The sequence below is a fragment of the Actinokineospora sp. HUAS TT18 genome (assembly GCF_051364635.1).
GTDB lineage: Bacteria > Actinomycetota > Actinomycetes > Mycobacteriales > Pseudonocardiaceae > Actinokineospora.
Genome location: NZ_CP195645.1, coordinates 3,408,756 through 3,434,450 on the forward strand (window position 1 = coordinate 3,408,756; position 25,695 = coordinate 3,434,450).

Sequence of the window (25,695 nt, forward strand, 5' to 3'; positions counted from 1 at the left end):
CAACTCGATGACGTCGACCTGCCGAACCGGAAGATCACCATCGGCGGCAGGCCGTGTGGCTGGGGAACTGCGGCGCCTGGTGCGGCTCGGCATTCGGGCTGCTGGCTACCGTCCAAGCTGGCGGCAACGTCATGGCCAGCCCGATCGCCGGACTGCTCTACACCATCGCCTCACCTGCAGTCGCCTTCGGCTAGGTCGCCGCCTGCAACCTGATGGAACTGCGCGACGCCGGCATCGACGAGGTCCCGAGTAACTACTTCTCGTTCTACGACCACGTGCTGGATACCGCGTGGCTGCTCGGCACCATCCCGGAGCGGCACCGCACCGCTGTCCCGGCCGCGACCAGCCCGGCCGGCAAGCTGGACCGTTACTTCGCGATGGCACGCGGCACCGCGGACGCGCCGCCGCTGGAGATGACGAAGTGGTTCGACACCAACTACCACTTCCTCGTCCCCGAGATCGGCCCGGACACCCGCTTCACCCTGGACCCGAGCAAGCCCCTCGACGAGTTCGCCGAGGCCCTAGCCCACGGAGTGACGACCCGCCCGGTGCTCGTCGGCCCGATCACCTTCCTGCTGCTGGCCAAGGACCCGACCCGCACCGACGGCTTCCGCCCCCTGGACCTGCTCGATCAGGTCGTCCCGCTCTACACCAACCTGCTGCGGCAGCTGCACGAAGCCGGCGCCGAGTGGGTCCAATTCGACGAGCCCGCACTTGTCACTGATCAGCCGGCCGACGTGCTAGCCAAGGTCACCGACACCTACGCGGCGCTCGCTGCGGAACAGGCCCGCCCGAAGATCGTCATCGCCTCCTACTTCGACCGGCTCGGCGACGCGCTGCCGGTGCTAGCCTCGGTACCGGTCGAGGGTCTGGCCCTGGACGTCACCGGCACCGCGGCGGCGAACCTCGATGGCCTCGCCGCCGTGGGCGGAATCCCGGACAAGCGCCTGGTCGCCGGGGTTGTCAACGGGCGCAACATCTGGGCCGCGGACCTGACCGCTGCCTTGAGGACGCTGGGCACCCTACTCGGGCTGGCCGGTTCCGTGGACGTCGCAGCGTCCTGCTCGCTGCTCCACGTGCCGCTGGACGTCACCCTCGAAACCGGCCTGGACCCCGAGATCGCCGGCTGGTTGTCGTTCGCCCGCCAGAAGCTCGACGAAATCGTCACGCTGCGGCGTGGCCTCACCGAAGGCCGCACCGCGATCAGCAACGTTCTCCACATCAATGAAAGTCGCCTGGCCTCCCGCGCCACGTCGCCCATCGTGCGAGTGCCGGCTGTCCGGGATCGCGTCGCCGGCGTCACCGACGCCGACCTGCACCGCACCAGCCCGTACGGCAAACGCCGCCAAGCCCAGCAGGACCGGCTCCACCTGCCCGAGCTGCCGACCACCACCATCGGTTCCTTCCCGCAGACCGCCGAGCTGCGCAAGGCACGCGCGGCGCTGCGCACGGGCAAGCTCGACCAGGACGCCTACCGCGAGGCGATGCGCGCCTAGGTCCGCGCGGTCATCGCCGAGCAGGAGCGGATCGGCTTGGACGTGCTGGTGCACGGCGAGCCGGAACGCAACGATATGGTCCAGTACTTCGGCGAACAGCTCACCGGATTCCTGGCCACCCAGCACGGCTGGGTCCAGTCCTACGGCACCCGCTACGTCCGGCCGCCGCTCATCGTCGGCGACGTCGCCCGACCCGCGCCGATGACCGTCGAATGGGCCAGCTATGCCCAAAGCCTGACCGAGCGGCCGGTCAAGGGCATGCTGACCGGCCCGGTCACCATGCCCGCCTGGTCGTTCGTCCGCGACGACCAGCCCGAAGGTGACACCGGCCGCCAGGTCGCGCTCGCCCTGCGCGACGAAGTCCTCGACCTGGAAGCCGCAGGGATCGCGATCACTCAGGTGGACGAGCCCGCGCTGCGTGAAACCCTGCCGCTGCGCACGGTCGACCGGGCTGCGTACCTGGACTGGGCCGTGGCCTCGTTCCGGCTGTCCACCGCGGGCGTGCGGGACGACACTCAGATCCACACGCACATGTGCTACGCGGAGTTCGGCGACGTCCTGCAGGCCATCATCGACATGGACGCCGACGTGATCAGTCTGGAAGCGGCCCCGGTCGAACATGGCCATCGTGGCCGACCTGGCCCGCGCCGGATACCCGAACGAGGCAGGCCCTGGAGTGTGGGACATCCACTCGCCGCGCGTGCCGTCCGTCGAGGAGATCGTCGGGCGCCTGCGCACCGCGGTCGGCGCGTTCCCGGCCGACCGGCTGTGGGTTAACCCCGACTGCGGACTCAAGACCCGCGGCTACCCGGAGGTCCGGTCCACCCTGACCAATCTGGTCGAGGCCACCGGTCAGTTGCGGGCGCAGGCGTGACGAGCGGGCAGCTGTCCCCGCGGCGGGCGGTCACCCCGCCCGCCGCGGTTCCCCCGCAGCGGGCGGCTCCCGTCCGTACGGTCCGGGACCGCCTGGATTCCGGGGGCCCGGTGATCTCGCTGGAGTTCATGCCGCCGCGACCGACCGACGACGCAAACCGGGTCTGGCAGAACGTCCGGAAGCTGGAGTCGCTGCGTCCTGGTTTCGTGTCGGTCACCTACGGCGCAGGCGGGTCCACCCGGGACAACACCATCGCCGTCGCGGCGAGGATCGCCCGAGAGACCACGATGCTGCCGGTAGTCCACCTGACCGCGGTCAACCACTCGGTCCGGGAGCTACGGTCATTCGTCGGGGCGCTGGCCGACGCTGGGGTCGTTAACGTGCTGGCGTTGCGCGGAGATCCGCCTGGCGACGTCACGGGCGAGTGGGTCCGGCACCCGGAAGGGCTCGAGTACGCGAGCGAACTCGTGACGCTTCTACGCCAGTATGGTGATTTCTGCGTAGGAGTGGCGGCGTTCCCGCACCGGCATCCGCGTTCAGTGAGCATCGAGGATGACACCGCGCATTTCGTGGCGAAGCGCCGGGCCGGCGCGGACTACGCGATCACTCAGATTTTTTTGACGCCGACGACTACCTGCGGCTGCGGGATCGGGTGGTGGCGGCGGGCTGTGACACGCCGATCATCCCCGCGCTGATGCCGGTCACCACGATGCGAACCATCGCCCGCTCAGAGCAACTGTCCGGCGCGCCGTTCCCGGTCCACCTGGCGGCGCAGTTCGCCGAGGTCACCGACGATCCCAAAGCTGTCCGAGCCCTCGGCATCGAGCAAGCGATCCTGCTGGCGCAACGGCTCCTCGCCGAGGGTGTACCAGGTCTGCACTTCATCACGTTCAACTTCGCCCGAGCCACGACGGAGGTCGTCGCCGAACTCACGATGCCTTCGTAGTACCCCCGAAACCGCACCGGATCCAGGTCGACGGGAACGAACTGGTAGTGCTCACCCGCGCCGCCTTACAAACCTGGAGGGCCAGCGCCGGCAGAAGGTGCGTTGGTGCCTGGCATGGTATCGTGCGGCGTTTCAGCACGATACCCACTGGTGCCGTAACGACTCTGGCCAGCTTGGTGGGTCGGAAAGTTCAAGAGCTGGGCAACAGGTGACTGCCGTGGACCTCGAAGCGTTCGACCGTCGATTCTCCGAGGAGGAATCCGGTGGCGGAGATGCCGGCGACGGTGTCCCGGTAGCGTGATGATGCCTCAAGGGCATCCGCCGCGGCGTCGTCCTCCCACAGCGTGGTCACGACGCAGTTTCCGCCGTCGCGTCCGAACAGGAGTCCTCGGAAGCCGGGTTGTGCGCTGAACATCGGCAGGGACTCCTCGGCCGCGAACCGCTCATACTCCGCCGCGCGGGTTTCGTCGACGCGGGTCCGCCAGATTCGCATGATCATGGTCCCACTTGTAACACCATCTGCTCTTCCTGACCAACCACATAGTTGATCGGGAAGTACGTTGTGGGATGGTGGTCAGATCTAGACCAGCCGCCAGGTCGAGGGCGGTTCAGCGCACTGGGAGGCCGTGATGGGCGACCGCGGGACAGGTACGGTCAAGGTGACGTTCGCCGGGTCGGGGGATGCCTTCGGCAGCGGCGGCCGGTTCCAGGCGTGCATCCACGTCCGCGCCGCCGACCAGCCACCAGTGCTGTTGGACTGTGGGGCCACCAGCCTGGTCGCCCTGCGCCAGCAGGGGCTGGACCCAGGCGAGGTGGCCGCCGTATTCGTGTCCCACCGGCACGTCGACCACTTCGGCGGGCTGCCGCACCTGGTCCTCGACGGCCAGTTCACCCGCCGCACAACCCCGTTGACCGTAGTTGGCCCACGGGGGACCGCCGGGTGGCTGGCCGAGGCGATGGAGGTGATGTTCCCCGGCTCGTCCACGGTCCGCCGCCGCTTCGCCGTCAACGTCGTCGAACTAGAGCCGGGCGGGCGGGCGACGGTGGTGGGTGCGGTGACGGCGCGGGCCTGGCAGGTGAACCACGGCATGGCCGGCGGCCCGTTCCTCGGCCTGCGCCTGGAGCTCGCAGGCCGAACCATCGGCTACACCGGCGACACCGCCTGGACCGACACCCTGGTCGACATCGCCGCCGAAACCGACCTGTTCATCGCCGAGTCCTACTTCTGGGACAAACCCGTGCCGTACCACCTGCGGCACACCGACCTCGTCGCCCACCGGGACGAGTTGACCAGTGAACGCGTGGTCCTCACCCACATGTCCACGGACATGCTCGCCCATGCCCACGAGGCCGCCTTCGACCTGGCCCACGACGGACTCTCCATCGATCTGTAACCGCCGGCGAACCGGCAGCTCGATGGATCTTCACTCGTTGCCGCGGCGGTCGGGGTAGGCTTTTGTCCGCCAGCCTTACCGGGTTGGCTCCGTCCAGGCTCCAGGAAGCCGGTGAGAATCCGGCACGGTCCCGCCACTGTGACTGGACCCGCGGTTCGACCGGGGGTACGGGAGTCAGGAACTGTCCTGGCGGATCTCGCCTGCAGGGACGTGGATATCCCGGACGGAGTGTTCGATGGTGCCTTCTGGCGGGCGTTCCCGCTCGCGGATCCTGTCGTTGATCATGTTGACGAGTTCACTGGTGCTTAGCGGCTGCGGTGCCGTGGCGCCTCAACAGACCGCCGCCGGGTCGGTGACGGTCGAGAACTGCGGGCAGTCCATCACGTTCAACCAGCCGCCACAGCGGGTTGTGGGCTACTACCAGCATCCCACGGAGCTTCTGGTCGGTCTCGGTGTGCAGGACCGGATCGTTGGAACGGTGTACCCGGACAACGACCCGCTGCCCCAGTACGCCGACGCCTACCGGGCGATCCCCAAGATCTCGGACAAGGACGCCTCGTTCGAGCAACTGCTCGCCCGCCAACCCGATCTGGTCTATGGCGGCTACAACACCGCGTTCGACGAGAAGGCCGGTCGCTCCCGGAAGGCGTACGCCGACGTGGGCATCGCCACCTAGCTCAGTAGCGAGGAGTGCTTGGACGTTCCCGTGACGATGGACCACGTCTACGATGAGATCCGCACCATGGGCCGTGTTTCCGGGTGCCGGAACGGGCCGAGAAGCTGGTTGCGGACATGCGGGCGGACATCGCGAACGCGACAACATGGCTTGGCTCCGTACAGCCGCTGAAGGTGTTCGTCTACGACAGCGGCGACAGCACCGCCGGAGGCACCGGAATCGGCAACGAGATCATCCGGCTCGCCGGCGGCACGAACGTGTTCGCCGACGTGCACAAGGACTGGGCCGACGTGTCCTGGGAACAGGTGCTCCAGCGGGCTCCGGACGTGATCGTCGTCTACGACTACTTCGGCACACCGCCCGTGGCGCAGAAGGTCCAGTCGCTGCTCGACCGCCCCGAACTGGCCACGGTTCCCGCAATCAGGAACCATCGATTCGTCACGTTGGCCCTTCAGGACACGGTCCTGGGAATCCGCGCGCCGTACGCGGTCAGCCGGTTGGCCGCCCAACTCCACCCGGATCGGATGCGATGATCCCCGCCGACGAACAGGACGTCGTGCGGGCTCTCACGGACGTAGCCACTCTCGGGGACATCTACCAGATCCGCACCGACCAGAACACACGAAACCCACTCCTGGACACGGCGTGCACCGACGAGACCGCTGTGGGTGAACGGTTGACGAGGGTAGGTGTGTCTCTCGGCACGTGCGAGGCGAGGGCGGCCGCTTCGTCGGTGCAATACGAGCTGGCGGAGCGGTTGTGGGCCGTGTCGATTGCCGTCTGGAGTCACTGCCGGATTGTCGTGGACCCCGGCGGGTTCCGCGTCGGGTCAACCGCGGCGTCCTGGTCGCTGTCGACGTCCCAGCCAAGGGGCTGGCGGTGTGACGCCCAAGCCGCTGACGTGATCGCCCGCGCCGTGCTCCCGCGTCTCTACGCTCTACATCGGACGCTCCGGTCTCACACATCCATAGCCGAGGGCCTGCTGTGGGGCAACGCGGCCACCGCGGCCACGTTGGCAGTGCGCGCGATCAACGATGTCGGCGCCCGCGCTCTGGTGACAGATCTGCTCACGCTGGGTCCGTTGCGGAATCGACTCGCCGGGCAAGTCGGCGGAACGGTCACGCGCCGAAGTTGCTGCCTGTACTACCGCACACGCCACGCACGCACCTGCGGAGACTGCCCGTTGCGATCCTCAACCGCAGCAAAGCTCGCTGCCGGGGGATCGAAGTGAGGCGAATTCCCTACACCGGGGCCATCATCTCGCTGGTTGTGCTGCTGGTGGCCTCCATGGTCGCGGGAATCGGGATCGGCTCGATCGCCATCGCACCCCTGGACATCATCACCGCCGTACTGCACATGGTGGTTCCCGATCTGGTGTCCCCCACCGGTCCGGACTACGTCCAGACGGTGATCACCGCCACGCGAGGACCGCGGGTGGTCCTCGGTGCCGTTGTAGGTGCGGGCTTGGCGAGCGTCGGCATGGTGTTGCAGGCGCTGGTCCACAATCCCCTGGCCGACCCGTACCTCCTCGGGGTGTCCTCCGGCGCGTCAGTGGGCGCGGTGGCCGCGATCCTGTCCGGCGCCGCGGTTTTCGGGATGGCGACGACCCCGATCGCGGCGTTCGCCGGAGCGCTGGTGTCCCTCCTCGTGGCCTACGCCGTCTCACGCGCCGCGGCCGGATCACGACAGTAGGGCTCGTGCTGGCGGGAGTCGCGGTCGCCTACGTGCTGTCCGCAGCCCCGAGCCTGATGCTCCTGCTGGCTGGCAACGCCCAACAGTCGCGCCAGGTGTTGACGTGGCTGCTGGGCGGACTGGGCGGCGCCACCTGGGCGTCGGTGTGGATACCGCTGGGAGTCGTCGGCGCGGGACTGGTCGTGGCGTTGTCCCAGGCCCGGTCGCTCAACCTGCTCTACGCCGGCGAGGACGCCGCGATCTCCCTCGGCCTGGACGTACACCGCTTCCGCACCTGGATGTTACTCGCCACCTCGTTGGTGACCGGCGTTGTCGTCGCGGTCAGCGGCCCCATCGGCTTCGTCGGGCCGATCCTGCCACACGCCGTGCGGCTGACCTTCGGCAGCGACCACCGCCGCGCTCTGCCCGCAGCCGCCCTGGCCGGCGCGTCCTTCCTCGTACTCGCCGACATCGCCGCACGAACCGTCGCCGCCCCACAAGAAATCCCGGTGGGCGTCTTCACCGCGCTGTGCGGAGGACCGTTCTTCCTCTGGCTGCTACGCCGACACACCCGACGCCGAACAGGGACACCCTAATGAACAAGCCCCCCCGCTGTCGTCGACGTAGATCAGGTCAGCGTGGACTGGGCGGCAAACGCGTGGTCCACGACGTCACTTTCTCGGCCCAACCGGGCCAGGTGATCGGCATCATCGGCCCGAACGGCTCCGGCAAGTCAAGCCTGCCGCGCGCCATCATCGGCATCCTGCGGCCGACGACGGGAACGGTGCGAGTCGACGGTCGCGACGTCCTGTCGACGAAGCCACGCGATCTCGCCCGCGTACTCGCCGCCGTCCTTCAGGACAGCACCGGTGACTTCGACCTGACCGTGCATGACGTGGTGACCATGGGCCGCGCCTGCCACAAACGGTCCTTCGAACGCGAAACCACCGCCGATCGGAAAGCCATCACCGAAGCGCTCACCCTGGTCGGCGCGGCCGACCTGACTCATCGCCGGTTCGCGGACCTGTCCGGAGGGGAACGACAACGTGTCCTCATCGCTCGCGCCATCGCCCAACAGCCCCGCGTCCTCGTCATGGACGAGCCCACCAACCACCTCGACCCACGCCACCAGTTCGACGTACTCGCCCTCCCCCGCACACTCGACGTGACCGCCCTCGTCGCATTGCACGACCTCAACCTCGCCGCCCGATACTGCGACCAGATCCACCTCCTGCACCACGGCCGGCAACATCGTTCAGGCCCACCAGAACACGTCCTTGACCCGGAGATCCTACGGACCGTGTACGACGTGAATGCCACCGTGACACCGCACCCAACCACTGGAAGGCCGCACATCGCTCTCGATCCCTGCGACAATGTGGTGACACCCGAAGAGTCTTCACCGACGTCCCGTGCTCCAGGGTGATCAGCGTTGACCGGGTCCCGTCAGCAACGCAGCAACAACGGCGAACCCGAAGGTCATCGCAGCCCGCACGGCCGTTGGATGCGCCGTATGTCCACCAAGGCATGTCGTGGAACGACGAGGTCCGCCGGTGTGGATCCGTTGCGTCGTGCCCGACGTCGGCGAGGAAGCTCGCCGCGCCGACCCGCGCCGACCCCGCGGGTCACCCACTGCCGGTCCGGGGTGTCGGCGGGCTCGCGGTCCTGGTCTCTACGCTGTTCGGTCACTCGTCGACTCTCGCAACCGGCGCCGCCCGGCACAGGATCGCTGGCAGGGCGGCGCCGTCGACTATGGGCGAGCGGAGGCCCGATCGCGGGTGGAGGACAGGCCACGGACGTTGTTGGCGCTGGTCAGAGCGACGCGGAGCCGGGTGATCTCGTCGTGCTGGGCGGAGGGCAGTTGCTGCCACTGGCGGGCGAAGAACGCCTGCATACGCAGCAGGTTCACCGCGTGCCGGGGCGTGAAGATTGCCAGCGGGCAGAGCAGGCATACCCACGGCCGGGCGGGGCACGGTTTGCCGACCGGCCCGAGCAGGCCGGACAGCTGGTCGGCGCACGCTGCGACGAACACGTCCCGGTTCGCGGTGTTGACCAGTTCGGTAACCGTCGTGTCGTGCAGCTCCATCGCTCGGATCGCGTCCGGGAACCGCTCGACGAGCTCCGCGGTGGACTCGGTGCTCAGCACGATCGGCGGCTGGGCCTTGCGCAGCAGGTCCGCCTGGCTGTTCTCGATGATCGTCTCGATCGCGTCGCGTTGCGCCGGGGTGGTCGCGGTGAGGTAGTTGTCGCCCTCGATCGCCGGTGTGTGGTTGGGGTCCACGGTGGAACGGGTGCTGCCGAACCAGGACTTGCGGTCCCGCAGCGAGGTGAAGGTGGTGCGGATGCGGCGCCGGTCGATCCGCAGCGGGTTGCCGTTGTCCGCGACCAGCGCGAGACCGGTTGCGGTCACCGCCGGATGGCCGCGTTCGGCCCACTCGGTGACCTGCCCGGAGGTGAACGCCGTGGTGACGACGTTGTCGTAGCATCCCGGGACGTATCGGGTCCACAGCTTCGCCCGTGTCTCTGGCGGGGCCAGGTTCCGGGTGGGCGACGAGTGCTCCAGCCACTGCTCCAGCAGCCGTACGGACCGCCGGTTGAGGGTCACGCTCTCGGTGGTGGTGCGGCCCTTGAGGTAGCTCAGCAGGATGGCCGTGTCACCGGCCCAGTCCAGGTCCTCGACGCCGAGGGTTTCGATGCCGTCCGGGACGATCCCGATGTAGGTGCCCAGCAGCAGGCGATACGACAGCGCGACGTTGGTGTCGACGAACAACGCCGTGCACGCCCTGGGCAGCAGCTCGATACACGCCTTGCCCGCCGCGGAGCCGTGCTCCCGGTTGAACGCGGTCCACGTCACCGGTCCGTGCTGACCGAGCAGCCAGCACAGGTTGTCGAACGACCAGCTGTGCTCACGCGGATCGCGGCCACGCTCGGCCGCGGCCAGCGCCGCACGGTGCTCGGCGAACGTGGCGCGGATGATCGTGCGGCACACCTGCTGCAACCGTTGCCACTCGACTTCGGTGTAGGGCACCGAAGGGCGCTTGTCCCTGCGGCGCTGCGGGTTGAAGTTGCGCCCGCCGACCAGCGCGCGCACGTCCGGCCTGAGCACGGACGTTTCCCGGTCCAGCGCGGCCACCATGCGGCGGGTCTTGTACTCGCGGGCGTTGCCGGCGCTCATCCAGTACTCGGCCAGCCTCGCCCGAGACAGGTCGGCAGCCCCGCCAGTGTGGCCGCGTTCGGCGAGCTCGGCCACGAACCGGCGGATCGCGGTGACGTACTGCTGGAAGGTCTTCAGCTCATCGATCGGTCCGTGCGGGTGGACCAGGTTGCACAGACCGATCAGCATGTCGCGGGCCAGTCGCGGATTGCAGGTGTTCCGATGTAGACGGTCGCGTTGGTGCGCCGTGCCGTGGATACGAACTCGATGCCCAAGGGGTCGTCGATCAGTTCTGCGGGCATCAGATGGCTTCCTCGAACTCGTCGGAGAACTCGTCGTCGGCTTCGCGTTCGGCTGCGGCGATGTCCGCGAGTCCGTGCGCCTGGCCGGCTCGTTCATAGGCGTTGCGGTAGATCCGGGTCATGTCCAGCCGACGCGGGTACGCTTCCGTGGTCAGCACCGAGGAGTGACCGAGCAAGTCCCGCAGCACCAGCAGCGGGTCCGCCTTGGACAGATACAAGGCCAGCGCGGCGTCGGCGTCGGTGTCCTTGACCAGCTTGGCGGCCTGGGCGTAGTAGCCCTCGACCAGCATCTCCAGCGTCCGGATCGCGAACGTGTGACGCAGCCGGTGCGGGTTGACGGTGGGAAACCGAGGCTCCCACCGGTCCCGGATGCGATCGGAGGCTCGCTCGAACACCGTCGCCCACGCGGTGAACGGTCCGCCGTCACCGCGCACCGCGACCAGCATCGATCCGCCGTCCGGCGCGACCAGACGCAGGCGTTCGGATGGGCGCAGCGCCGCCCACCGCACCCGCTTGCCGTTCACCCGGCCGCCGACCGGGCCGACCTCGGTGACCAGCAACGGTTCACCGGCCTTCGCCGGAGGTCGCCACGTCGAACCCTCGACCGCGAGCGGGCGAGCCAGGTCGAGATAGTGGTGCACCTCGACCAGCGCCTGGTAGGTGATCCAGGTCGTGCGGTACTTACGTCCCTTGGTCACCCCGGTCGGTACCCGGAACGGGATCGGCAAGGCTGACGGTTTCGGTGGCAGTGCGGGGGTCTCCGGCACCAGCAAGTAGGTGAACTCCTGGCGGCGCAACCCCGTCGCGATGCCCAGGCCGCCTATCGCCGCGTTACGCGCGAGCTCCCGGCCGCGGTAGTCGGTGTCCTCCGCGCCGTCCGGCGTCAACCCCGCTAGTGCTTTGAGGAACAGCGCCTCGAAGTCCCGCTCCAGGTACTTGATCGTCACGTGTGCTTTGGGGCGGCGACGGACCGCCAGGTTGATCTCGCGGTCCCGGACCTGGTCTCCGTAGAGGATCCTGGCCTGCGCGTATGTGAACGGCTCCGCCTGGGCGTGCCCTTGGGCGACCGCCCACCGGTAGCACGAGGACAGGACGCTGACGTGCCGATCCCAGGTCGTCACCTCGAACCGGGCCTCGATCGGGCCGCACGCCCGGTGCACCGCGTAGGCGCTCAACGCGTCCTTGAGCGGGCGCCGCTCGTCGAACAGATTCACGTCGAAGTCGAGGATGAACTCCATCCACGACCGCAGGACCCGCGCGTACGACTCCCACGAGGACAGCGCCGGGCAACAGCTCGACGGCAACTCACACAGCCACCGGTTCACCACCGTCGCCGGCCGCGGGCCGGACGCATCCTCAAACGCCAGATCGTCGTCGACGAGGACAGGCATGCCGTCCGGGATGATCGGCCGCCGCTGGACATCCCAGGACTCCCACCCACCGGACGAGAAGAAGATCAACTCCACGCTTCGTGCATACATTCGAGACAGGCAGGAGTGCAACACAGTTTCGGCAGGTCGCCGCCCGTCCGACGCCCTATCGAGACACGACATCAAAGCGGAGAGAAGGCACTGCCTGCAGCAACTCTTGGGCCATGCTTCGTCGAGGTCGTAGGCGTGGGTCAGGTAGTCCAGGCAGTCCTGTCTGGTCCAGCCGCGGTGGGCGATCGGGTAGATGGGGGTGCGCCTGCCGCCGAGGGTGATCGACTTGTCCCGGTCGATGCGTTTGGTCTCATCGACGTTGAATCCGATCGCGTGCACGTAGGGGTGGTTGCCGAGTTCGCGCTGGCGCCACTGGTCCAGTGGCCATCCCTTCGCCTTGGCGGAGCACAGGCGACGACCGCCAAGTTGCGGCATGACGCCGTTGCGGCGGTTTTCCTCGCTGAGCGCGAAGAATCCGTGTTCGCTGGGGTTGGCGTGCAGGCGGGCCGGTTCTCGGGTGTCTTGCAGGACGACGATGCCGTCGCGCTGATGTGGGCCTGCTCGGGCGACCTCGACAAGGCGGACGCGAAGGGCCCGGATTTCGGGGAGCAGGTGCTGTTCGACATGGGTGATCGTGCTGGACCACTCGTCGCCGGTTTGGGCGATCAGGACGGTCAGGTTGGACAGGTCGGGTAGTAGTTCGGGTGGTCGGCTGGTCGGGTCGTGAAGCCAGAGTCGGACGCCAGCTGTGCTCTCGGCTCCCATGCCATAGCTCCACAGAACGCGGGTCGGGCCTGTCGGGATCGCGCGAGTGGGCAGCGCGAACAGACCCAGGGCATCGTCGGGATGCACGGCTTCTCCCTGGGTTGGTCCGAACGACGCCAGTGGCGCCGCCACGACGCGATCTACGCGCGCAGGCGTGTCGGTGGCGCGATGGTGGTCAGCCCAATCTGCGGGGGTAGCGGGCGCCGTAGCGGAGGCCGTCGTTGATGGTGCGTTCGGCTTCTCGGTTGGGGAAGCCGGTCAGGCGGGCGGCGGCCTCGTGGAGGGCTGTGCGGGCGTCGTCTTCGGTGAGGTCGCCGCCTGCGATGAGGCGGCCGAGGGTGCAGGCGGCGCGGAGTAGGTTGTGGTGGCGTTGGCCGTCGGGCGCGGTGGCCGCGTGGTCCGCGACGGACTGGACGTAGGCGCGGAGCCGGTGTTCGGTGGGCGCGCCGATGGTGCGGGTCTGGGGTGTCTCGGCGATGGGTGGTGGGAGTAGGAGCGGGATGAGCCAGGACGGGAGCGGGGCGATGGGACGGTCGCGGGTGACCCGGTAGAGGTCGTGGCCGATGAGGGATCCGGGGGCGACGATGTAGCCGCCTTCGCCGCGGCTGTCGATGTGCCAGCCGAGGCGTCCGGCGGTGTTGCGCAGCGGTGGGTGTTCGGGGGCGCGGTAGTAGAGGTGTTCCCCGCCGGTGGGGGTGCGGACGGTGAAGGTGTCGGCCGGGTAGGGCTGGCTGGCGTCGGCGGCGAGGCGGGCGAGGACGTCGCGGCCGTGGTGGGCGTCGGTCCAGGGTTCGGGTGGTCGGGTGCCTCGGGCGGGGTCGAGGTCGAGGATGTGCAGGCCGGAGGGTCCGGTGGCTATCGCGATGTTGTAGAGGCGGTCGGCCCACCAGGTGCGGATGGTGGCCGGGTCGCGGGTGGCTCGTTGTTCCCAGCCGAGGTGGCCGTTGGCGCAGGGGGCGGTGCCGGGGCATCGGTGTTCGCCGTGGAGGGCTGGGATCTTGGTGCGGGGCCACAGTGGGAAGATGTGGTGTCCGGCTCGGGCCGCTGACAGTGCGGCGTTGAGCAGCCGGGTGTTGGTCGTGGCGCGCGCGCCGCGGCGTGGGCGTCTGGTTGTGTTGGTCATTGGTCCCCCTGTCGAGGGTACGACGATGTGGTGGGTGGTGAGGTGGTCTCCGCTCGGCGCGGGCATGCGGCCGAGCGGAGACCACTGAGTCAGGCAGTCCGGAGCTGGTCTGGCGTCTGCGTGGCGAATGAACAGGAGACGGGTTCGCCGTGGTGCATTCCGGCGCAGTGGACGTCGCCGAGCAGCCGGTCATCGACCGAGAATTTGGCCCGGGACTCGGCTTCGAGGTTGTCGATGCCGGTGCCGACTATCGCCTCGTAGTGTTGGAGTTGATCGCCGCATACAGGTTTGTCGGGGAAGGCGATGGACCACATCCTCATGTACAGGCCGACTGCGGCCCGGTTCAGCGGTGCGAGGCAGCTGGCCTCGCCGCAGACGCAGCAGAGTTCGGCGGCGGTGGCCGGTGTGGTGTCGGCGCCGCTGATCACTCGTTGGAGGATCTCCGCGCAATGGGACCGGTACACGAACTCGGTGGTCATCCGGTCGTGGGTGGGCCGTAGCAGCGTGAAGGAGTGGAACAGTCGGTCGGCGGCGGACGGATGTCGGCCAGCGGCCTTCTGGATCTCGTCCTCGGCCCAGGTCATCTGCTGGAAGAGGCCGTCGAGTCCTGTGCCGTTGAGCAGGTCCGACAGGGCCGTGATCTGGGTCGTTGCGGCGTTCATCGCATGTCGGCCAGGCCCCTTGCCGCGGGACATCATCGGCTCCTGACGAGGTCGCGGCACTCGGCGAGCATCGTGCGGAGTTCGTCGGGGTGCAGGCCCGTGCTGAGTGCCATGCAGAACAACTCGGCGAGCACGTTGCCGGGTTCGGCGCGCTGCGCGAGCTGGAACGCGATGCGGGCGAACACCCCTTCGCCTTGGAGGTGGTTGGCGAGGCCTGCCATGACCGCGGGGAACGCGCGGGCGGGCCCGGGCGTGGCCTGGGTGAGGCGGGTCCAGAACTGGATGGGCCAGGTCGGCTGCTCGGCGATGAGGTCGAGTAGGCAGGCGTCCCGCACGCCGGGTTCGGCGAGGACACATGCGACAGTCGCGAGTGTCTGGTCGTCGAGTTCGGTTCCGTCCAGGTAGGCGCTGCAGGTGTCGGTCAGGAACGCAACCGCGTCGCCCGGCAGGCCGCGATCGGGTTGTGCGCGGAGTGCGTCGATGTGCCGTTCACGGTTGGCCAGGGCATCGGCGGGGTCAGGCGCGAACACGTCGAGGATGGCCCGCTCGGACGGGTAGATCACCCTACCGTTGGCGACGACGTGGGCCGCGAGCGGGGACGAGGCGGGGTCGGGCAGCGTGCCGGTTTCGCCGGTCCGATAGTCCTCCCAGGGCTGCCCTCGCTCGATGACCGGGGCCCAGCACGCGATGACGGTCTCGACGCCACTCGTTGCGAGCAACGACTCGACCCGGTCGACGAGCGCTCGGTTGGACGGGTCGCGGGGTCCGACCACGAGGATCGCGGCATGATCGGCGTGCTCGCCAGTGGCGGTCGACATGAGCTGCACCAGAAACTCGGGGTTGGCGCAGTCGGACAAGGTGGCGCGGACGCAGCAGCCCAGGCGCCCGTCGGCGACGATGACGACGATGAGGGAGTTGGTCGGGTAATAGCCGAGGACGACGGGAACGTCGGCGATGAAGCTCCCCGGCCGGGTCAGGTCGAGCACGCCGGCATTGATCGATTCAGACATGGCGATGGTTCCTTTCTGGACGGCACGGGTGGATCAGCGGTGGGTGATCTCGCCGAGAACGGCGAGTTGGATGACGGCGTCGCGACCGGGCGCGTCGAGGCGGGCGAGCGCGTCGATCGCCTCACCGTGGTCGGGCGCTGTGACGGCGCGGATGACGGTGTCGACGACCGGGCGCGGGAGCGGGGTGGTGTCGGGTTCGTCGGCGATCCGGCGTAGTGCGGCCAAGATCGCGTCGTGGTCGACGGTGCCCCGGCTGCCGGTGCTGTGAATGTGCAGTTCGGCGTTCCATGAGGTGACGTCGTCGGCGCCGTGGTCTTCGGGTTGGCGTTCCTCGGCGGACTGCGCGGTGACGGTCGCCCAACGGCCGAGGCGCTCGGCGGTGTCGAGCCAGAGACACCATGTGTCGTCCGGCGTGAGGTGCGTCGTGGACGGCCGGAGTCCGAAGAGGATCTCGCTCCAGCCGATCAGGTCCTCGACCATGCGGCTCTGGGCGATCACGCTGATCAGGTAGTCGGTGGAGTCCTCATCGGGGTGGAGGAAGACACCGCCCATGGTGCGTTCGAAGACCTCGGCCCGGTTGTGAGCGACACTGGCGGTCACGGTGACCCCGACCAGGGTGCGCGCGAGGTCGAGATCGGCCCGTGCGGAGTTCAGCGCGAGGTGGTGGGCGACGCCGCGTGCGTGGCCGCTGGCGGCGAGTGCGGCACGGCGCTCGTCGATGGTGATCGTCGGGTGGAAGTACCGCCGGCAGTCGCCGGAGTCGGGGCTGGCCACGATCGCGCCGGGCGCCCAGGTGGCGCTGAACTCGCCCAACCAGGTCAGGTCCGCGTGGGGGTCCGGCGCGGCCGTGGCCGTGATCTGCAGGTCGGTCCGATCGCCCCAGGCATGCGGGGTGAAGCGGATCAGGTCGCCGTTGATCTCCCAGTCCGCGCCGCGAGGCTCGGTGGACGCCAGGGCAAGACCATGGGCTGTGGACGCGGTGTGGCCCGCAGCGCGCGCGGCCCGGTAGCGGGCAAGCTGCGCGGCGGTGAGCGACGTGGTCATGTCCGCGGCCTGCCGTAAGCCCTGGACAGCATGAAGTGGATCTCGCCCGCACTCGCGCCGTACCGGACGCCGGTGTCGACGGCGGTGGCGAACCCGTTGCCGGGGTCGGCGTTGACGGCGATCTGGGCGGCGATGGACGCGATGACTCCGTGTCCGGCGAGGTAGTTGCCGAGGCTGAGCACGGTTGCCGGGAACGACCTGGCCGCGTCCGGCAGCGCCTGCACCAGCCGCACCCAGAACGGGTTGGTCCGCGATGCGGTGGCGCTGTCCAGGCCGAGCAGGAACGTGCGCTGCAGTGCGATGTCGGCGAAGGTGTGGACCAGTTGGACGACGACGGCGTCGTACAGGTTCGTGCTGTCATCGAGGAACGCCGCGGTGGTGGTCTCGATCAGCGCGAGACTGTCCTCGACGCTGCGGGGCGTGCGGGCGGTCGCGGCGATGGCCGCACGCCTGCGGTCGAGCTGGTCGACGGGGTCCGGGGCCAGGGTGGCCGCGAGATCCACGCGCGAGCGGTAGGCATGCTGCCCCTGCGCGGCCAGCAGCGCGGCAAGCGGTGTGGTCCGCGGATCGGGCAGCACTCCGTGCAAACCGGTGCGATAGCTCGCCCACGGCTGCCCCTGCTGGATCGCGCCTGCCCAGGCCGCGGCGATGAGGTCGTGGCCTCGGGTGAAGCACTCGAGGTGGACCATGTCGACGATGGGTTCGTGCGGTGGATCGGTGACCTCCCCAGGGGCGATCACGAACAGCGTGATGTTGACCCGGCCTTGCGCGCCGACCCGGGCCATGAAACGCGCGACGTCGGGGGCGTCGTGGTCGGGATCGATGTCCATCGCGGCGATCGAGAACTGGCGCGCGTCGGCGAGTCGGAACAACGCGACCATTGCGTTCGTCGGGTGGTAGCCGAGCATCGCGGGGATGGATGCGAAGACGCGGCCGAAGGCTTCGACGGCGTCGGCGGTGTCGTCTGATTCGGGCATGGCGGAACTCCAAGCTGTTGGGTGCGTGCGCGGCCCGGCCCGGTGCTGGGCACCGGGCCGGGTGGGTGCTCAGGCGGCGATGACGTCCTGCGCTGCCTCGGTGTCGGGCGGCGTGGTGGTCTGCAGGTGCGGCCACTTGTCGGCGTCGGCTGTGGGGTCGAGGACGAGTTGCTCGACCGGTGCGAGGACGTGGCCCCAGGCCCGCAGGGCGGTGAAGTAGAGCTGGTCCTCGGTGGTGGGTGAGCGCCAGGTGTTGACAGCGTGGTTGCGGTCGTAGTGCGACTCCCACGCGCCGACGACCAGGGCGAGCTGCAGCATCTGCAGGTCGGTCTGGTTGGCGCGCTTGGCTTTGGCGGCGATGGGGTGCGTCTTGTGGCGGGGAGCGGGCTTGAGTCCGAGGAGTTCGGTGGCGAACTCGCTGCCGCGGCTGATCGCCTCGACGAGATGAGGTCCGCCGTGGATCATGGCGAGCAGGGTGTGCAGGCTGGCCTGCTTGGGCGGGGTCTTGGCGGCGAACAGCCGCTTCACGAAGTCGCGGCGGCTGTCGCGGGCCGCCAGCCAGGCCTCGTTGTTCACGCGGGCTCGCCGCATCTCGCCCTTCTCGTGCTCGGTGCGGGCGCGGCCTTTGCCAGTGGTCACGCGCCAGTGACTGGTGTGGCCGTGGCGCTCCCAGTCGGTGCAGACGGGCTTGGTGTAGACGTTGCCGTGGCGAGTGCCGACGAGTAGCGCGTGGCCGGGGCAGTCGCGGTGGTTGTCCTCGGTGAGGCCTGCGGGATCGGTGGCGCTGCGGTGGAGTTCGTGCAGGCGCGCCATGCCGGGGAGGTCTTCGTCAATCACGACCGCGACGCCGTCCGCGCGTAGTTCGTTGGCCTTCGCGTCGCGCAGCTCCAGGCTGTGGCGCTGGTAGCGCAGTTGGGTGACGGTGTTGTCGAACTGCTCGGGCTCCTCTTCGAGGGTGGCCTCGAGTTCCTCGATCGCGTCGGGGTCGGCGTCGAACTCGGCGAACGCGGCGGCGTGGCGCAGCTCGCCCTGCGGGTTCTTTGTCAGGAACGCGGTGGCGCGTTCGCTGGCCCGTACGGCCAGTCCTGCGTGGACGGTGTCGGGCGAGACGCTGAGTTCTTCGGCGATGTCGTCGGCGGACAGTCCGCAGAGGGTCAGCTGTTCGAACACGGCGGCGGTTTCCTCGGCGTCGAAGCCCTTACGGATCTCGTTGGCGATCCACTGGTCGCGCAGCCGGGTGACGACGTGGTCGCCGATCTCGTCGGTGACGAGCACGGGGATGGTCGGGTGGACGTCGACGGCCAGCACGGCCGCCTGGGTGCGCCGCGATCCGTCCCGGATTCGGTAGCGGCCCTCACCCGCGGGGTTGGCGATGACGGGTAGGCGCACGCCGTGCTTGGCGACGCTGGCGGTGAAGTCGGGGTCGGCGACGGCGATGTCGACGGGCTTGCGCGAGTTGCCGTCGATCAGCAGTTCGCGCGGGTCGAGCATGAGCAGGGTGGCGGTGGCCCACATGGACTCGGCCATGGGTGATCCCCTTCGTGGCGGTGGGACGCGCGGTCCCGGACGGGGACACCGGAGAACCCGCCGTGCGTGGGTTTCGGTGTCGCCCCACGCGGGTGGGGCGCACTCGCCCCGGCCTGGTCGGGGTGCGGGTGTCCAGCCACGCGTTTCGGCTGGACACCCGTGCGTCGACCAGGCAGAGTGCGCCGCCCCCACCCGCGTGGGACGACCCGACCGCCTGTCACCTTCAGTGACATTTGATTGACCCTCGAGCGCTGCCAAGCGCGCAAATTCCTTGTCTTTGCACGTCAGAGGTGCGCGTCGTCTTGACGCTGAGTAGTGGCTGTGGTCAGAATGGCGGGCCACAGCTCCATCCAGACGGGGGGACTCGGATGTGGTCGACAATGCGGGCCGTAGTCGGGGGCGGCCCGTGACGGTGCCCCCGCGCGGCTCCCCCGCCGACCTGACGTCGTTCGTCGGGAGGCTGGAGCTGCTCGCCGCGGGGATCGACTTGGTCTCGGCGGGCCACCGACTGGTGACGATGGTGGGGACGGGCGGGGTCGGGAAGTCGCGGGTGGCCTTGGCGGTCGCGGAGCGGGTGGCCGCAGCGTTCGCCGACGGTGTCGTGCGGGTCGACGTCGCTGATGTACGGCCGGCGGAGGGTCTGCTGGACGCGGCGCTGGCTGAGGCCCTGGCGTTGCCGGACGACGATGTGAGGTCCGCGCGGAGTCGGCTGCTCGATCACCTTCGGGAGAAGACGGTCCTACTGGTGGTGGACAACGGCGAGCGCTTGGTCGACCTCGACGGCGGCGGCGAGCTGCCCCTCTTGATCGCCGAACTCCTCCATGCCGCTCCCGGGCTGCGGGTGCTCGCGACGAGCCGGATCCCCCTGGGCGTGGTCGGTGAGCGGCTGGTCCGCGTTCCCCCACTGCAGGTGTCCGACGGCACCGACGACCATGCCACGACCGAGGCGTTGCGGCTGCTGATCGACCGCGCCGCCGCGCTCGACGAGCCGATTGACGACGAAGACATCCCGCTGGCCAACGAGCTGTGCCGGATGCTGGACGGGTTGCCCCTGGCGATCGAACTCGCCGCCGGACGGTTGGGGCCGTTGACCCTGCAGGAGATCGTCGACCGCTGCGAGAACTCCACACGGCTGCTGGCGAGTGCCCGGCCCGAGCAGCGCCACCACCAGACCTTGCACGCGACGCTGCGGTGGTCGTTCGATCTGCTGATCGAGTGCGATCAACGCAGTTGGATCCTGATGTCGGTGTTCGACGGCGAGTTCGACCTGGAGGCCGCCGAGGGTGTGTGCGCGGCCTACGGCGCCGCCGACTTCGATGTGCTGGAGGCCCTGGCCCGGCTGATCCGCGCGTCGCTGTTGACGACACGCCGACGCGGTGGCCGCACCTGGTACCGGATGCTCGACGTCGTGCGCCGGTTCGGCCACGAGGTCGCCTACCCGGACACGCTGCTCGCCATCCGCGCCGCCCACGCCTCCTACTACGCCGGTCTGGCCCACCGCGTGGCCCGCGGGTGGTACCGACCACAGGAAACCGACTGGATCGAGCGCCTGCGCGACAGCTCCCGCAACATCCGCGCCGCGGTCGACCACTTCCTCTCCACTGGCAACTGGGCCTCGGCGTTGACCGTCGCCTGCGACGTGACCCGAACCCGCAACCACATCAACCTCAGGCACATCAGCGAGTCCCGGCGCCTGCTCGACCTGGGGCTCAACGCCCACCCGCCCTCGCCTTCATCTATGAAGGTGTCCGCGGAGGCCATGCTCGCGTACTTGGCCATGCTGCAAGGCAACGCGGCGGAGGCCGACGTCTTCCTCGCCCGTGCTGAGGCGACCTCGGTGACGGTCAACGGGGGCCCGAACGCGGCGCTGCTGTTCGCCCGCGGCATGCGCGACTGGCTGGTCGGACAGTCCCGCGCGGAAGCGGCGACAGCCCTGGGCACGCTCGCCGCCGCGGTGGACGCCCTCGGCGACGACGAACCGAGCGAGCGGATAGCGATGCGGATCGTGCTGGCCATCGCCGCCGGCGTCGACGGCGTCGAGTCTGCCGCACGCGAGACGACCGAGGCGTTCTGGGCCGATGTCGCCGAGTCCGGTGTGGACAGCGCGGTGTCGTGGGCTTTGTTCGCCAAGTCGATCGTCGAGTTGCGGTTCGGCACGCTTACGCACGCGCTTGATCTCGTTCAGCGGTGCCTGCGATTGCAGTACTCGAGCGAGGACACGTGGGGCCCGGCGTGGGGCATGTGGTTGCGCGCGGTGATCGCCGCGCGGATGGCAGACCATGTCGTGGCGGCGCGCCTGTTCGGGGCCGCGCACGCCAGACACCGGGCGACCGACGTGTCGGTGAGTGGGCTGAAACCGTGGTGGCGGCTCCAGGTCGACGCCGAGCGCGGTGTCCGGCGCGCATTGGGCGAGGCGTTCGACGTCGATGTCGCCGAGGGGGCAGCACTCCCCTACGCAGAGGCGATGCAGCTCGCGCTGGCGACGCCCGCGGTGGACAAGGCGGGGTTCGGCGAACAGTTAGGGGTCACCTCCCGACAACTGCAGGTCGCCCGCCTTGTCGCCGACGGCCTGACCAACAAGCAAATCGCCGCGAGGCTGACGCTCAGCACGCGAACCATCGAGAACCACGTCCTGCGCACCATCACAAGCCTCGGCCTGTCGGGCAAAGGCCGCGCGGGCCTGGCCGCCTGGTACGCCGAGCACATCCGTTCGACGGACCCCGGCTAGCCACGCCCGGCGGTGGCTCAGCGATCGCTGGGCGCGGAGCCATCCACGCCGGATCACTCGCGGCTACCTCGGCAGGGTCACGGGTTCGCCGACTGGGTTGATCGCCGCGGGAGGAAAGCCGTGTCGGAGGATCCGCCAGTCGAGGTGGGCGTCGTGGAGCAGCGTGCGGTGCGGCTGGATCTCGACCGACCTGGCGTAGTCCGCGCTGAACAGGATGCCGAGGTAGGCCAAGCCCGCGCCGTCGGACCAGGTGGGATCGTGAACGGCGCCCTGGTCGTCGACGCACCAGGCGTGGGCGTAGACGAGTCCGCTGTGTGTCAGGCTGTATCCCTCGACGTAGGTCGCGCCGTAGACCTCGCTGTAGCGGCTCGCGTTGGCATAGCACTGCCCTCCCGGCCCGCACCCATGTCCGCCAGGCAGGCTCGCGGGGACGCCCCAAAACCCGCAGTTGAGGACAAGGTCCTCGACACAAGAGAACATCCACCCGGCGGTGCCGCTCAACGCGCGATTGACGTCGACCTGTCCCTGCAGCCACGACACGAGTTCGCCACGGCGTGATGGAGCGGCGAGGTCGTCGGTGAGGCTGGTCGGATGCATGGCCAGATGGTGCCGGAAGTCGAGCGTTCCGTAGCCAATTGGGGTGGTGGGCGGAGAACCATCAGAGATCCGCCTCCCGCGGTCGCGCCACGTCTGGCCCCAGCACAAGTGGCAGCGCGAGCAGGCCGTTCATGATCGCATTGGGTGCGTGCCTGGCGACGACGTCAACCAGCCTGGCCTCAGGGTATCGACGCGTCATCCGCCGCAGCACCACTGCGGCGGCAACTCGCGACAATGGCGCGCCGAAGCAGTAGTGCGCGCCGTGTCCAAAGCTGAGGTGGGAGTTGGGTGAGCGCTCGAGATTGAGGGTGGCGGCGTCGGGGCAGCGGACGACGTCCGGGTCGCGGTTGACCGCGTGGAGCCACACCACAACGAGTTCCCCGGCAGGGATCGGTTGACCGCCGTACTCAACCGGCTCGGTGGTGTAGCGGTGGGTTGTGGTGCGCATCGGCGAGTCGAACCGCAGGATCTCCTCGACCGCAGTCGGCAGGAACCAGGGCGCCTCGCGCAGTCGATTCCAGCTTCCTGGGTGCGAGAGCAGTTGGAACACCGCCGTGGTGATCAGATTCGCCGATGTCTGGAAGCCGGTCAGCAGCAGGAACACCGTGCCGAGAAGTTCCTCGGTGGACAAGCGGTCGCTGGTGGCGCGCGGGTGGATCAGCACCGACAGCAGGTCATCGTCCGGCGTGAAGCGCTTGTGGTCGATCAGAGTGCTCAAATACGAGTTGAGCGCCTGGGTGGCTCGGACGGTTCGCGCGCCGTCTTGCACCATCACAGCCTGCGTCCACTCATTGAAGAGTTCGCGGTCGTTCGCGGGGATTCCCAGTAGATCGCAGATCACGGCAAGCATCAGCGGACAGGCCACTGCCGACACGAGGTCTACCGGTCCGTCGACCGGCAGCGCGTCGAGTATCGACGTGGTGCGGGCTTCGATCCGCGGCCGCAGCGCCTCGACCCGGGCGCGGGTGAACTCCATGCCGACGATTCGCCGTACGCGGCTGTGGTCGAGGCCATCAAGGAAGAGCATGTGTGTGTCGAGAATGCCCGCGACCTGGGCCATGGGGTCGGGCTGAGTCTGCTGCCTGTCGATGATCGCGTGGATCGTACGTGCGTCTTTCCGCAGGCTCGGGTCGGTCAGGGCGCGCTTGGCGTCGGCGTACCCGGTGATCACCCAGACCCGAACGCCGCTCGTCAACGTCGAGCGATGGACCTTCGACTGGGCGCGGAGTGCATCCACCTCGTCCAGGGGTCGGTCCCAGAAACCGTCCGCGAACAGCTCACCGCTCCGTGGCTCCACAGCGCATGTCCCTCCATTGGACTTTCGCCGCATCCGGCCCGAAAGCACGCCCTGGACGGCCAGCACGAGGTGAGTTATGCGTGACCGCCAGGGCCTGCTCTCCCCCAGCGAGTGACCGGCACCTGACCCACCCCCATCGCGGCATCGGTTTCGCGAGGGCGAATCCACACCACAGGTCAGTTGCCGACCACGCTCATTCGGTGTTGCAGGTTCCAGCATTGCCGCAGCGTCCGAATAGCAACAGTCCGAAATCTACTCAACTTTCAGATCGGAATTCCCCCGGGCTTGAGTAGTCGACTACTCAAGCTCGCGGCGACATGAGTGTTCGATGCGAATCAACTGCGCGCTATCGATTAGCCCGATAGCGTGAATCAAAGAATGGAGTAGCGAAGTTGCGTCCGGATTCCGACATTCGACCTATATTGGCAAGCACGGTCGACGACATGGCAGCGCAATGGGGGGACTGTGGCGACGACAGCTGGAAGCCTCGCGCTGCGGGCGCGCCACAGCGCCGCTCCTGCGGTGCTGCTAGGCCGTTCGAGTGGCGAACCGCCAACCTTCAGACCCACCAGCCCCTGTGACATAACGTGTGCTTTCGAGTTCGGAGGGCAACCGAGGACCGGCCGGTCGGGGGAAGCAGGGGGTGTGGCAGGACAACGGATCCGGTTGCCTGGCGGCGGGTTCACCGCCATCTGGACTGCCGAGGCGGCGTCCGTGGTCGGCGACCAGATGGCCAAGGTCGCGATGGCGCTGTTGGTGTTCCAACGCACCGGCTCGGCCACGTTGTCGGGCCTTGCGTATGGCTTGACCTTTCTGCCGCCGCTGGTCACCGGGCCGCTGCTCGTCGGTCTAGCGGACCGCCACCCGCGCCGGACGGTGATGGTTCTGTGCTGCCTCAGTCAGGCCGGGTGTGTCGCGTTGATGGCGCTGCCGGGTCTTTCGCTGGTTTGGATAGTCGTGGGCGCGCTGGCCATCGCTGCGGTCCAGGTGCCGTTCAAGGCTGCGCAGGGCGCGACAGTGCTCGACGTACTCGGCGCCGAGTACAACAAGGCTGGTCGCGCGCGGCTCACACTAGTCCGGGAGACTGGCCAGCTGGCTGGGCTCGCCGGGGGTGCCGCGGTCGTCGGTGTGATCGGGTTCCAAGCAGCGTTCCTGATCGATGCCATGACCTTCATGATCTCGGCGGCATGCCTGCGGTTCGGCCTGCGCCGGCGGGTCGCCGCGTTCGAGACGGTGGAGCGCGGTTCGAAGTCTGGTGTCATCAGGCCACTCGTGCGGTGGATCGGCAACGACGGCAGCCTCCACCGACTGGCGGTGTTAATCGCGTTGATCGGCATCACCGCTGTCCCGGATGCGATCGCGGTCCCGTTTGTCGTGGAGAGTGGTTCACCGACCTGGTACGTCGGCCCGCTGCTCGCCGCCGATTGCCTCGGCTTGGTACTGGCCGCCGCGGTGGTCGAGAGGATGCCCGCGGCTCGCCAGCGCCGCTTGATCGCGCCGCTCGCGGTGCTCAGCCTCGCACCACTTGCGCTGTTCGCCCTCCGCCCCGCCCCTGCAGCGGCAATAGGGCTGCTCATCGTGTCCGGCGCGGGATCTGCATACCTGCCACTGGCCATCGGCGAGCTGACTGAACGCGTGCATCCAGGGATGACCGGTGCCGCCAACGGACTGGTCAGCATGGTGCTTCGCACAAGCCAGGGCCTCGCCGCCATCGCGGCGGGCGTGGTCGCGGCCGCGATGTCCGCCGCGATGGCGGTGGCCCTGTTCGGGGTGATCGGTATGACTCTGTCGGTGATCTGCGCCCGCGGATGGGCACGGGCGCTGCTCCGACAGAACGTGAAGTTGGTCAGGACTCGCGGTCGCCACAACGGCGCATAGCTCACACCTTCCAGGTCAGAACGCTCGGGAGAAAGGACAGAAATCGTGTCTGAGGGGGACTCAGGACTCGCGATCGCCGGGCAGCGTCATCGGCGCGCCTCCTCCAGCAGGTAGCCCGTCCGGAACAGGCCGAACGAGGGGGAACGGTCGTGG

The 25,695-nt window shown here is 68.6% G+C and carries 18 protein-coding genes, 3 pseudogenes and 1 riboswitch; of the genes and pseudogenes, 10 read left to right on the plus strand and 11 right to left on the minus strand.

The features are described 5' to 3' along the window. Positions 1 to 206 precede the first annotated feature (206 nt). Positions 207 to 2,370 (plus strand): annotated as a pseudogene (metE, locus tag ACSHT8_RS15195) (5-methyltetrahydropteroyltriglutamate--homocysteine S-methyltransferase); the annotation flags it as partial. A 128-nt stretch (positions 2,371 to 2,498) separates the two neighbouring features. Beyond that, positions 2,499 to 3,316 (plus strand): annotated as a pseudogene (locus ACSHT8_RS15200) (methylenetetrahydrofolate reductase). Positions 3,317 to 3,506: 190 nt separating this feature from the next. Here ACSHT8_RS15200 and ACSHT8_RS15205 read toward each other — a convergent pair. After that, positions 3,507 to 3,815: an antibiotic biosynthesis monooxygenase family protein gene (locus ACSHT8_RS15205; protein ID WP_436501689.1), complete on the minus strand. Its 309-nt coding sequence runs from the start codon at positions 3,813 to 3,815 to the stop codon at positions 3,507 to 3,509. A gap of 130 nt (positions 3,816 to 3,945) precedes the next feature. On the opposite strand from ACSHT8_RS15205, the gene ACSHT8_RS15210 reads away from it, so the two are divergent. The 6 genes and pseudogenes from ACSHT8_RS15210 to ACSHT8_RS15235 all read left to right on the plus strand — a co-directional run bounded on the left by ACSHT8_RS15210 (position 3,946) and on the right by ACSHT8_RS15235 (position 8,483). Further along, a complete protein-coding gene (locus ACSHT8_RS15210) occupies positions 3,946 to 4,710 on the plus strand; it encodes an MBL fold metallo-hydrolase (RefSeq protein WP_436501690.1) in 765 nt (254 codons plus the stop codon). Positions 4,711 to 4,773: 63 nt separating this feature from the next. Beyond that, positions 4,774 to 4,914: riboswitch (cobalamin riboswitch) on the plus strand. Between the two features lie 118 nt (positions 4,915 to 5,032). Further along, positions 5,033 to 5,386 carry an ABC transporter substrate-binding protein gene (locus ACSHT8_RS15215; RefSeq protein ID WP_436501691.1) on the plus strand — a complete coding sequence of 118 codons (354 nt, stop codon included), beginning with the start codon at positions 5,033 to 5,035 and terminating at the stop codon, positions 5,384 to 5,386. 83 nt (positions 5,387 to 5,469) lie between these two features. Continuing rightward, entirely contained in the window at positions 5,470 to 5,919 is a 450-nt protein-coding gene (locus tag ACSHT8_RS15220; protein WP_436501692.1) for an ABC transporter substrate-binding protein, read from the plus strand. Continuing rightward, a complete protein-coding gene (locus tag ACSHT8_RS15225; RefSeq protein ID WP_436501693.1) occupies positions 5,916 to 6,617 on the plus strand; it encodes a (2Fe-2S)-binding protein in 702 nt (233 codons plus the stop codon). Before ACSHT8_RS15220 ends, ACSHT8_RS15225 begins: the two co-directional genes overlap by 4 nt. Positions 6,618 to 6,673: 56 nt before the next feature. Then, positions 6,674 to 7,653: pseudogene (locus ACSHT8_RS15230) on the plus strand (FecCD family ABC transporter permease). Between the two features lie 62 nt (positions 7,654 to 7,715). Next, on the plus strand, positions 7,716 to 8,483 hold the full coding sequence (locus ACSHT8_RS15235) for an ABC transporter ATP-binding protein (protein ID WP_436501694.1): 768 nt from the start codon (positions 7,716 to 7,718) through the stop codon (positions 8,481 to 8,483). A 324-nt stretch (positions 8,484 to 8,807) separates the two neighbouring features. Here the strand turns inward: ACSHT8_RS15235 and ACSHT8_RS15240 are convergent, their stop codons facing one another. The 8 genes from ACSHT8_RS15240 to ACSHT8_RS15275 form a co-directional block, all read right to left on the minus strand. Then, complete coding sequence (locus ACSHT8_RS15240; protein ID WP_436501695.1) at positions 8,808 to 10,400, minus strand: hypothetical protein; 1,593 nt, start codon at positions 10,398 to 10,400, stop codon at positions 8,808 to 8,810. A gap of 112 nt (positions 10,401 to 10,512) precedes the next feature. After that, positions 10,513 to 12,786 carry a tyrosine-type recombinase/integrase gene (locus ACSHT8_RS15245; RefSeq protein ID WP_436501696.1) on the minus strand — a complete coding sequence of 758 codons (2,274 nt, stop codon included), beginning with the start codon at positions 12,784 to 12,786 and terminating at the stop codon, positions 10,513 to 10,515. An 88-nt stretch (positions 12,787 to 12,874) separates the two neighbouring features. After that, positions 12,875 to 13,822, minus strand: a complete 948-nt coding sequence (locus tag ACSHT8_RS15250; RefSeq protein WP_436501697.1) for a bifunctional DNA primase/polymerase — start codon at positions 13,820 to 13,822, stop codon at positions 12,875 to 12,877. 89 nt (positions 13,823 to 13,911) lie between these two features. Next, positions 13,912 to 14,517: a hypothetical protein gene (locus ACSHT8_RS15255; protein WP_436501698.1), complete on the minus strand. Its 606-nt coding sequence runs from the start codon at positions 14,515 to 14,517 to the stop codon at positions 13,912 to 13,914. Continuing rightward, positions 14,517 to 15,494 (minus strand): DUF4192 domain-containing protein, encoded by a 978-nt coding sequence (locus ACSHT8_RS15260; protein ID WP_436501699.1) that lies wholly within the window; start codon positions 15,492 to 15,494, stop codon positions 14,517 to 14,519. Before ACSHT8_RS15260 ends, ACSHT8_RS15255 begins: the two co-directional genes overlap by 1 nt. Positions 15,495 to 15,527: 33 nt before the next feature. Beyond that, complete coding sequence (locus ACSHT8_RS15265; RefSeq protein ID WP_436501700.1) at positions 15,528 to 16,538, minus strand: hypothetical protein; 1,011 nt, start codon at positions 16,536 to 16,538, stop codon at positions 15,528 to 15,530. After that, positions 16,535 to 17,515 (minus strand): DUF4192 domain-containing protein, encoded by a 981-nt coding sequence (locus tag ACSHT8_RS15270; protein WP_436501701.1) that lies wholly within the window; start codon positions 17,513 to 17,515, stop codon positions 16,535 to 16,537. The genes ACSHT8_RS15265 and ACSHT8_RS15270 overlap by 4 nt, the downstream gene beginning before the upstream one ends. A 69-nt stretch (positions 17,516 to 17,584) precedes the next feature. Then, positions 17,585 to 19,042 carry a ParB/RepB/Spo0J family partition protein gene (locus ACSHT8_RS15275; protein ID WP_436501702.1) on the minus strand — a complete coding sequence of 486 codons (1,458 nt, stop codon included), beginning with the start codon at positions 19,040 to 19,042 and terminating at the stop codon, positions 17,585 to 17,587. A gap of 406 nt (positions 19,043 to 19,448) precedes the next feature. Between ACSHT8_RS15275 and ACSHT8_RS15280 the strand changes: the two genes are divergently transcribed. After that, a complete protein-coding gene (locus ACSHT8_RS15280; RefSeq protein WP_436501703.1) occupies positions 19,449 to 21,770 on the plus strand; it encodes an ATP-binding protein in 2,322 nt (773 codons plus the stop codon). A 63-nt stretch (positions 21,771 to 21,833) separates the two neighbouring features. Here ACSHT8_RS15280 and ACSHT8_RS15285 read toward each other — a convergent pair whose 3' ends face one another. Both ACSHT8_RS15285 and ACSHT8_RS15290 read right to left on the minus strand, forming a co-directional pair. Next, complete coding sequence (locus tag ACSHT8_RS15285) at positions 21,834 to 22,367, minus strand: hypothetical protein (protein WP_436501704.1); 534 nt, start codon at positions 22,365 to 22,367, stop codon at positions 21,834 to 21,836. Positions 22,368 to 22,428: 61 nt separating this feature from the next. Further along, positions 22,429 to 23,730 carry a cytochrome P450 family protein gene (locus tag ACSHT8_RS15290; protein ID WP_436501705.1) on the minus strand — a complete coding sequence of 434 codons (1,302 nt, stop codon included), beginning with the start codon at positions 23,728 to 23,730 and terminating at the stop codon, positions 22,429 to 22,431. Positions 23,731 to 24,309: 579 nt separating this feature from the next. On the opposite strand from ACSHT8_RS15290, the gene ACSHT8_RS15295 reads away from it, so the two are divergent. Next, entirely contained in the window at positions 24,310 to 25,542 is a 1,233-nt protein-coding gene (locus tag ACSHT8_RS15295) for an MFS transporter (RefSeq protein ID WP_436501706.1), read from the plus strand. Positions 25,543 to 25,695: the final 153 nt, after the last annotated feature.

Coding starts and splice junctions, on each gene's coding strand:
- ACSHT8_RS15205 (WP_436501689.1), bottom strand. CDS start 3,815: ATGATCATGCGAATCTGGCGGACCCGCGTCGACGAAACCCGCGCGGCG.
- ACSHT8_RS15210 (WP_436501690.1), top strand. CDS start 3,946: ATGGGCGACCGCGGGACAGGTACGGTCAAGGTGACGTTCGCCGGGTCG.
- ACSHT8_RS15225 (WP_436501693.1), top strand. CDS start 5,916: ATGATCCCCGCCGACGAACAGGACGTCGTGCGGGCTCTCACGGACGTA.
- ACSHT8_RS15240 (WP_436501695.1), bottom strand. CDS start 10,400: ATGCTGATCGGTCTGTGCAACCTGGTCCACCCGCACGGACCGATCGAT.
- ACSHT8_RS15250 (WP_436501697.1), bottom strand. CDS start 13,822: ATGACCAACACAACCAGACGCCCACGCCGCGGCGCGCGCGCCACGACC.
- ACSHT8_RS15255 (WP_436501698.1), bottom strand. CDS start 14,517: ATGTCCCGCGGCAAGGGGCCTGGCCGACATGCGATGAACGCCGCAACG.
- ACSHT8_RS15260 (WP_436501699.1), bottom strand. CDS start 15,494: ATGTCTGAATCGATCAATGCCGGCGTGCTCGACCTGACCCGGCCGGGG.
- ACSHT8_RS15265 (WP_436501700.1), bottom strand. CDS start 16,538: ATGACCACGTCGCTCACCGCCGCGCAGCTTGCCCGCTACCGGGCCGCG.
- ACSHT8_RS15270 (WP_436501701.1), bottom strand. CDS start 17,515: ATGCCCGAATCAGACGACACCGCCGACGCCGTCGAAGCCTTCGGCCGC.
- ACSHT8_RS15275 (WP_436501702.1), bottom strand. CDS start 19,042: ATGGCCGAGTCCATGTGGGCCACCGCCACCCTGCTCATGCTCGACCCG.
- ACSHT8_RS15285 (WP_436501704.1), bottom strand. CDS start 22,367: ATGCATCCGACCAGCCTCACCGACGACCTCGCCGCTCCATCACGCCGT.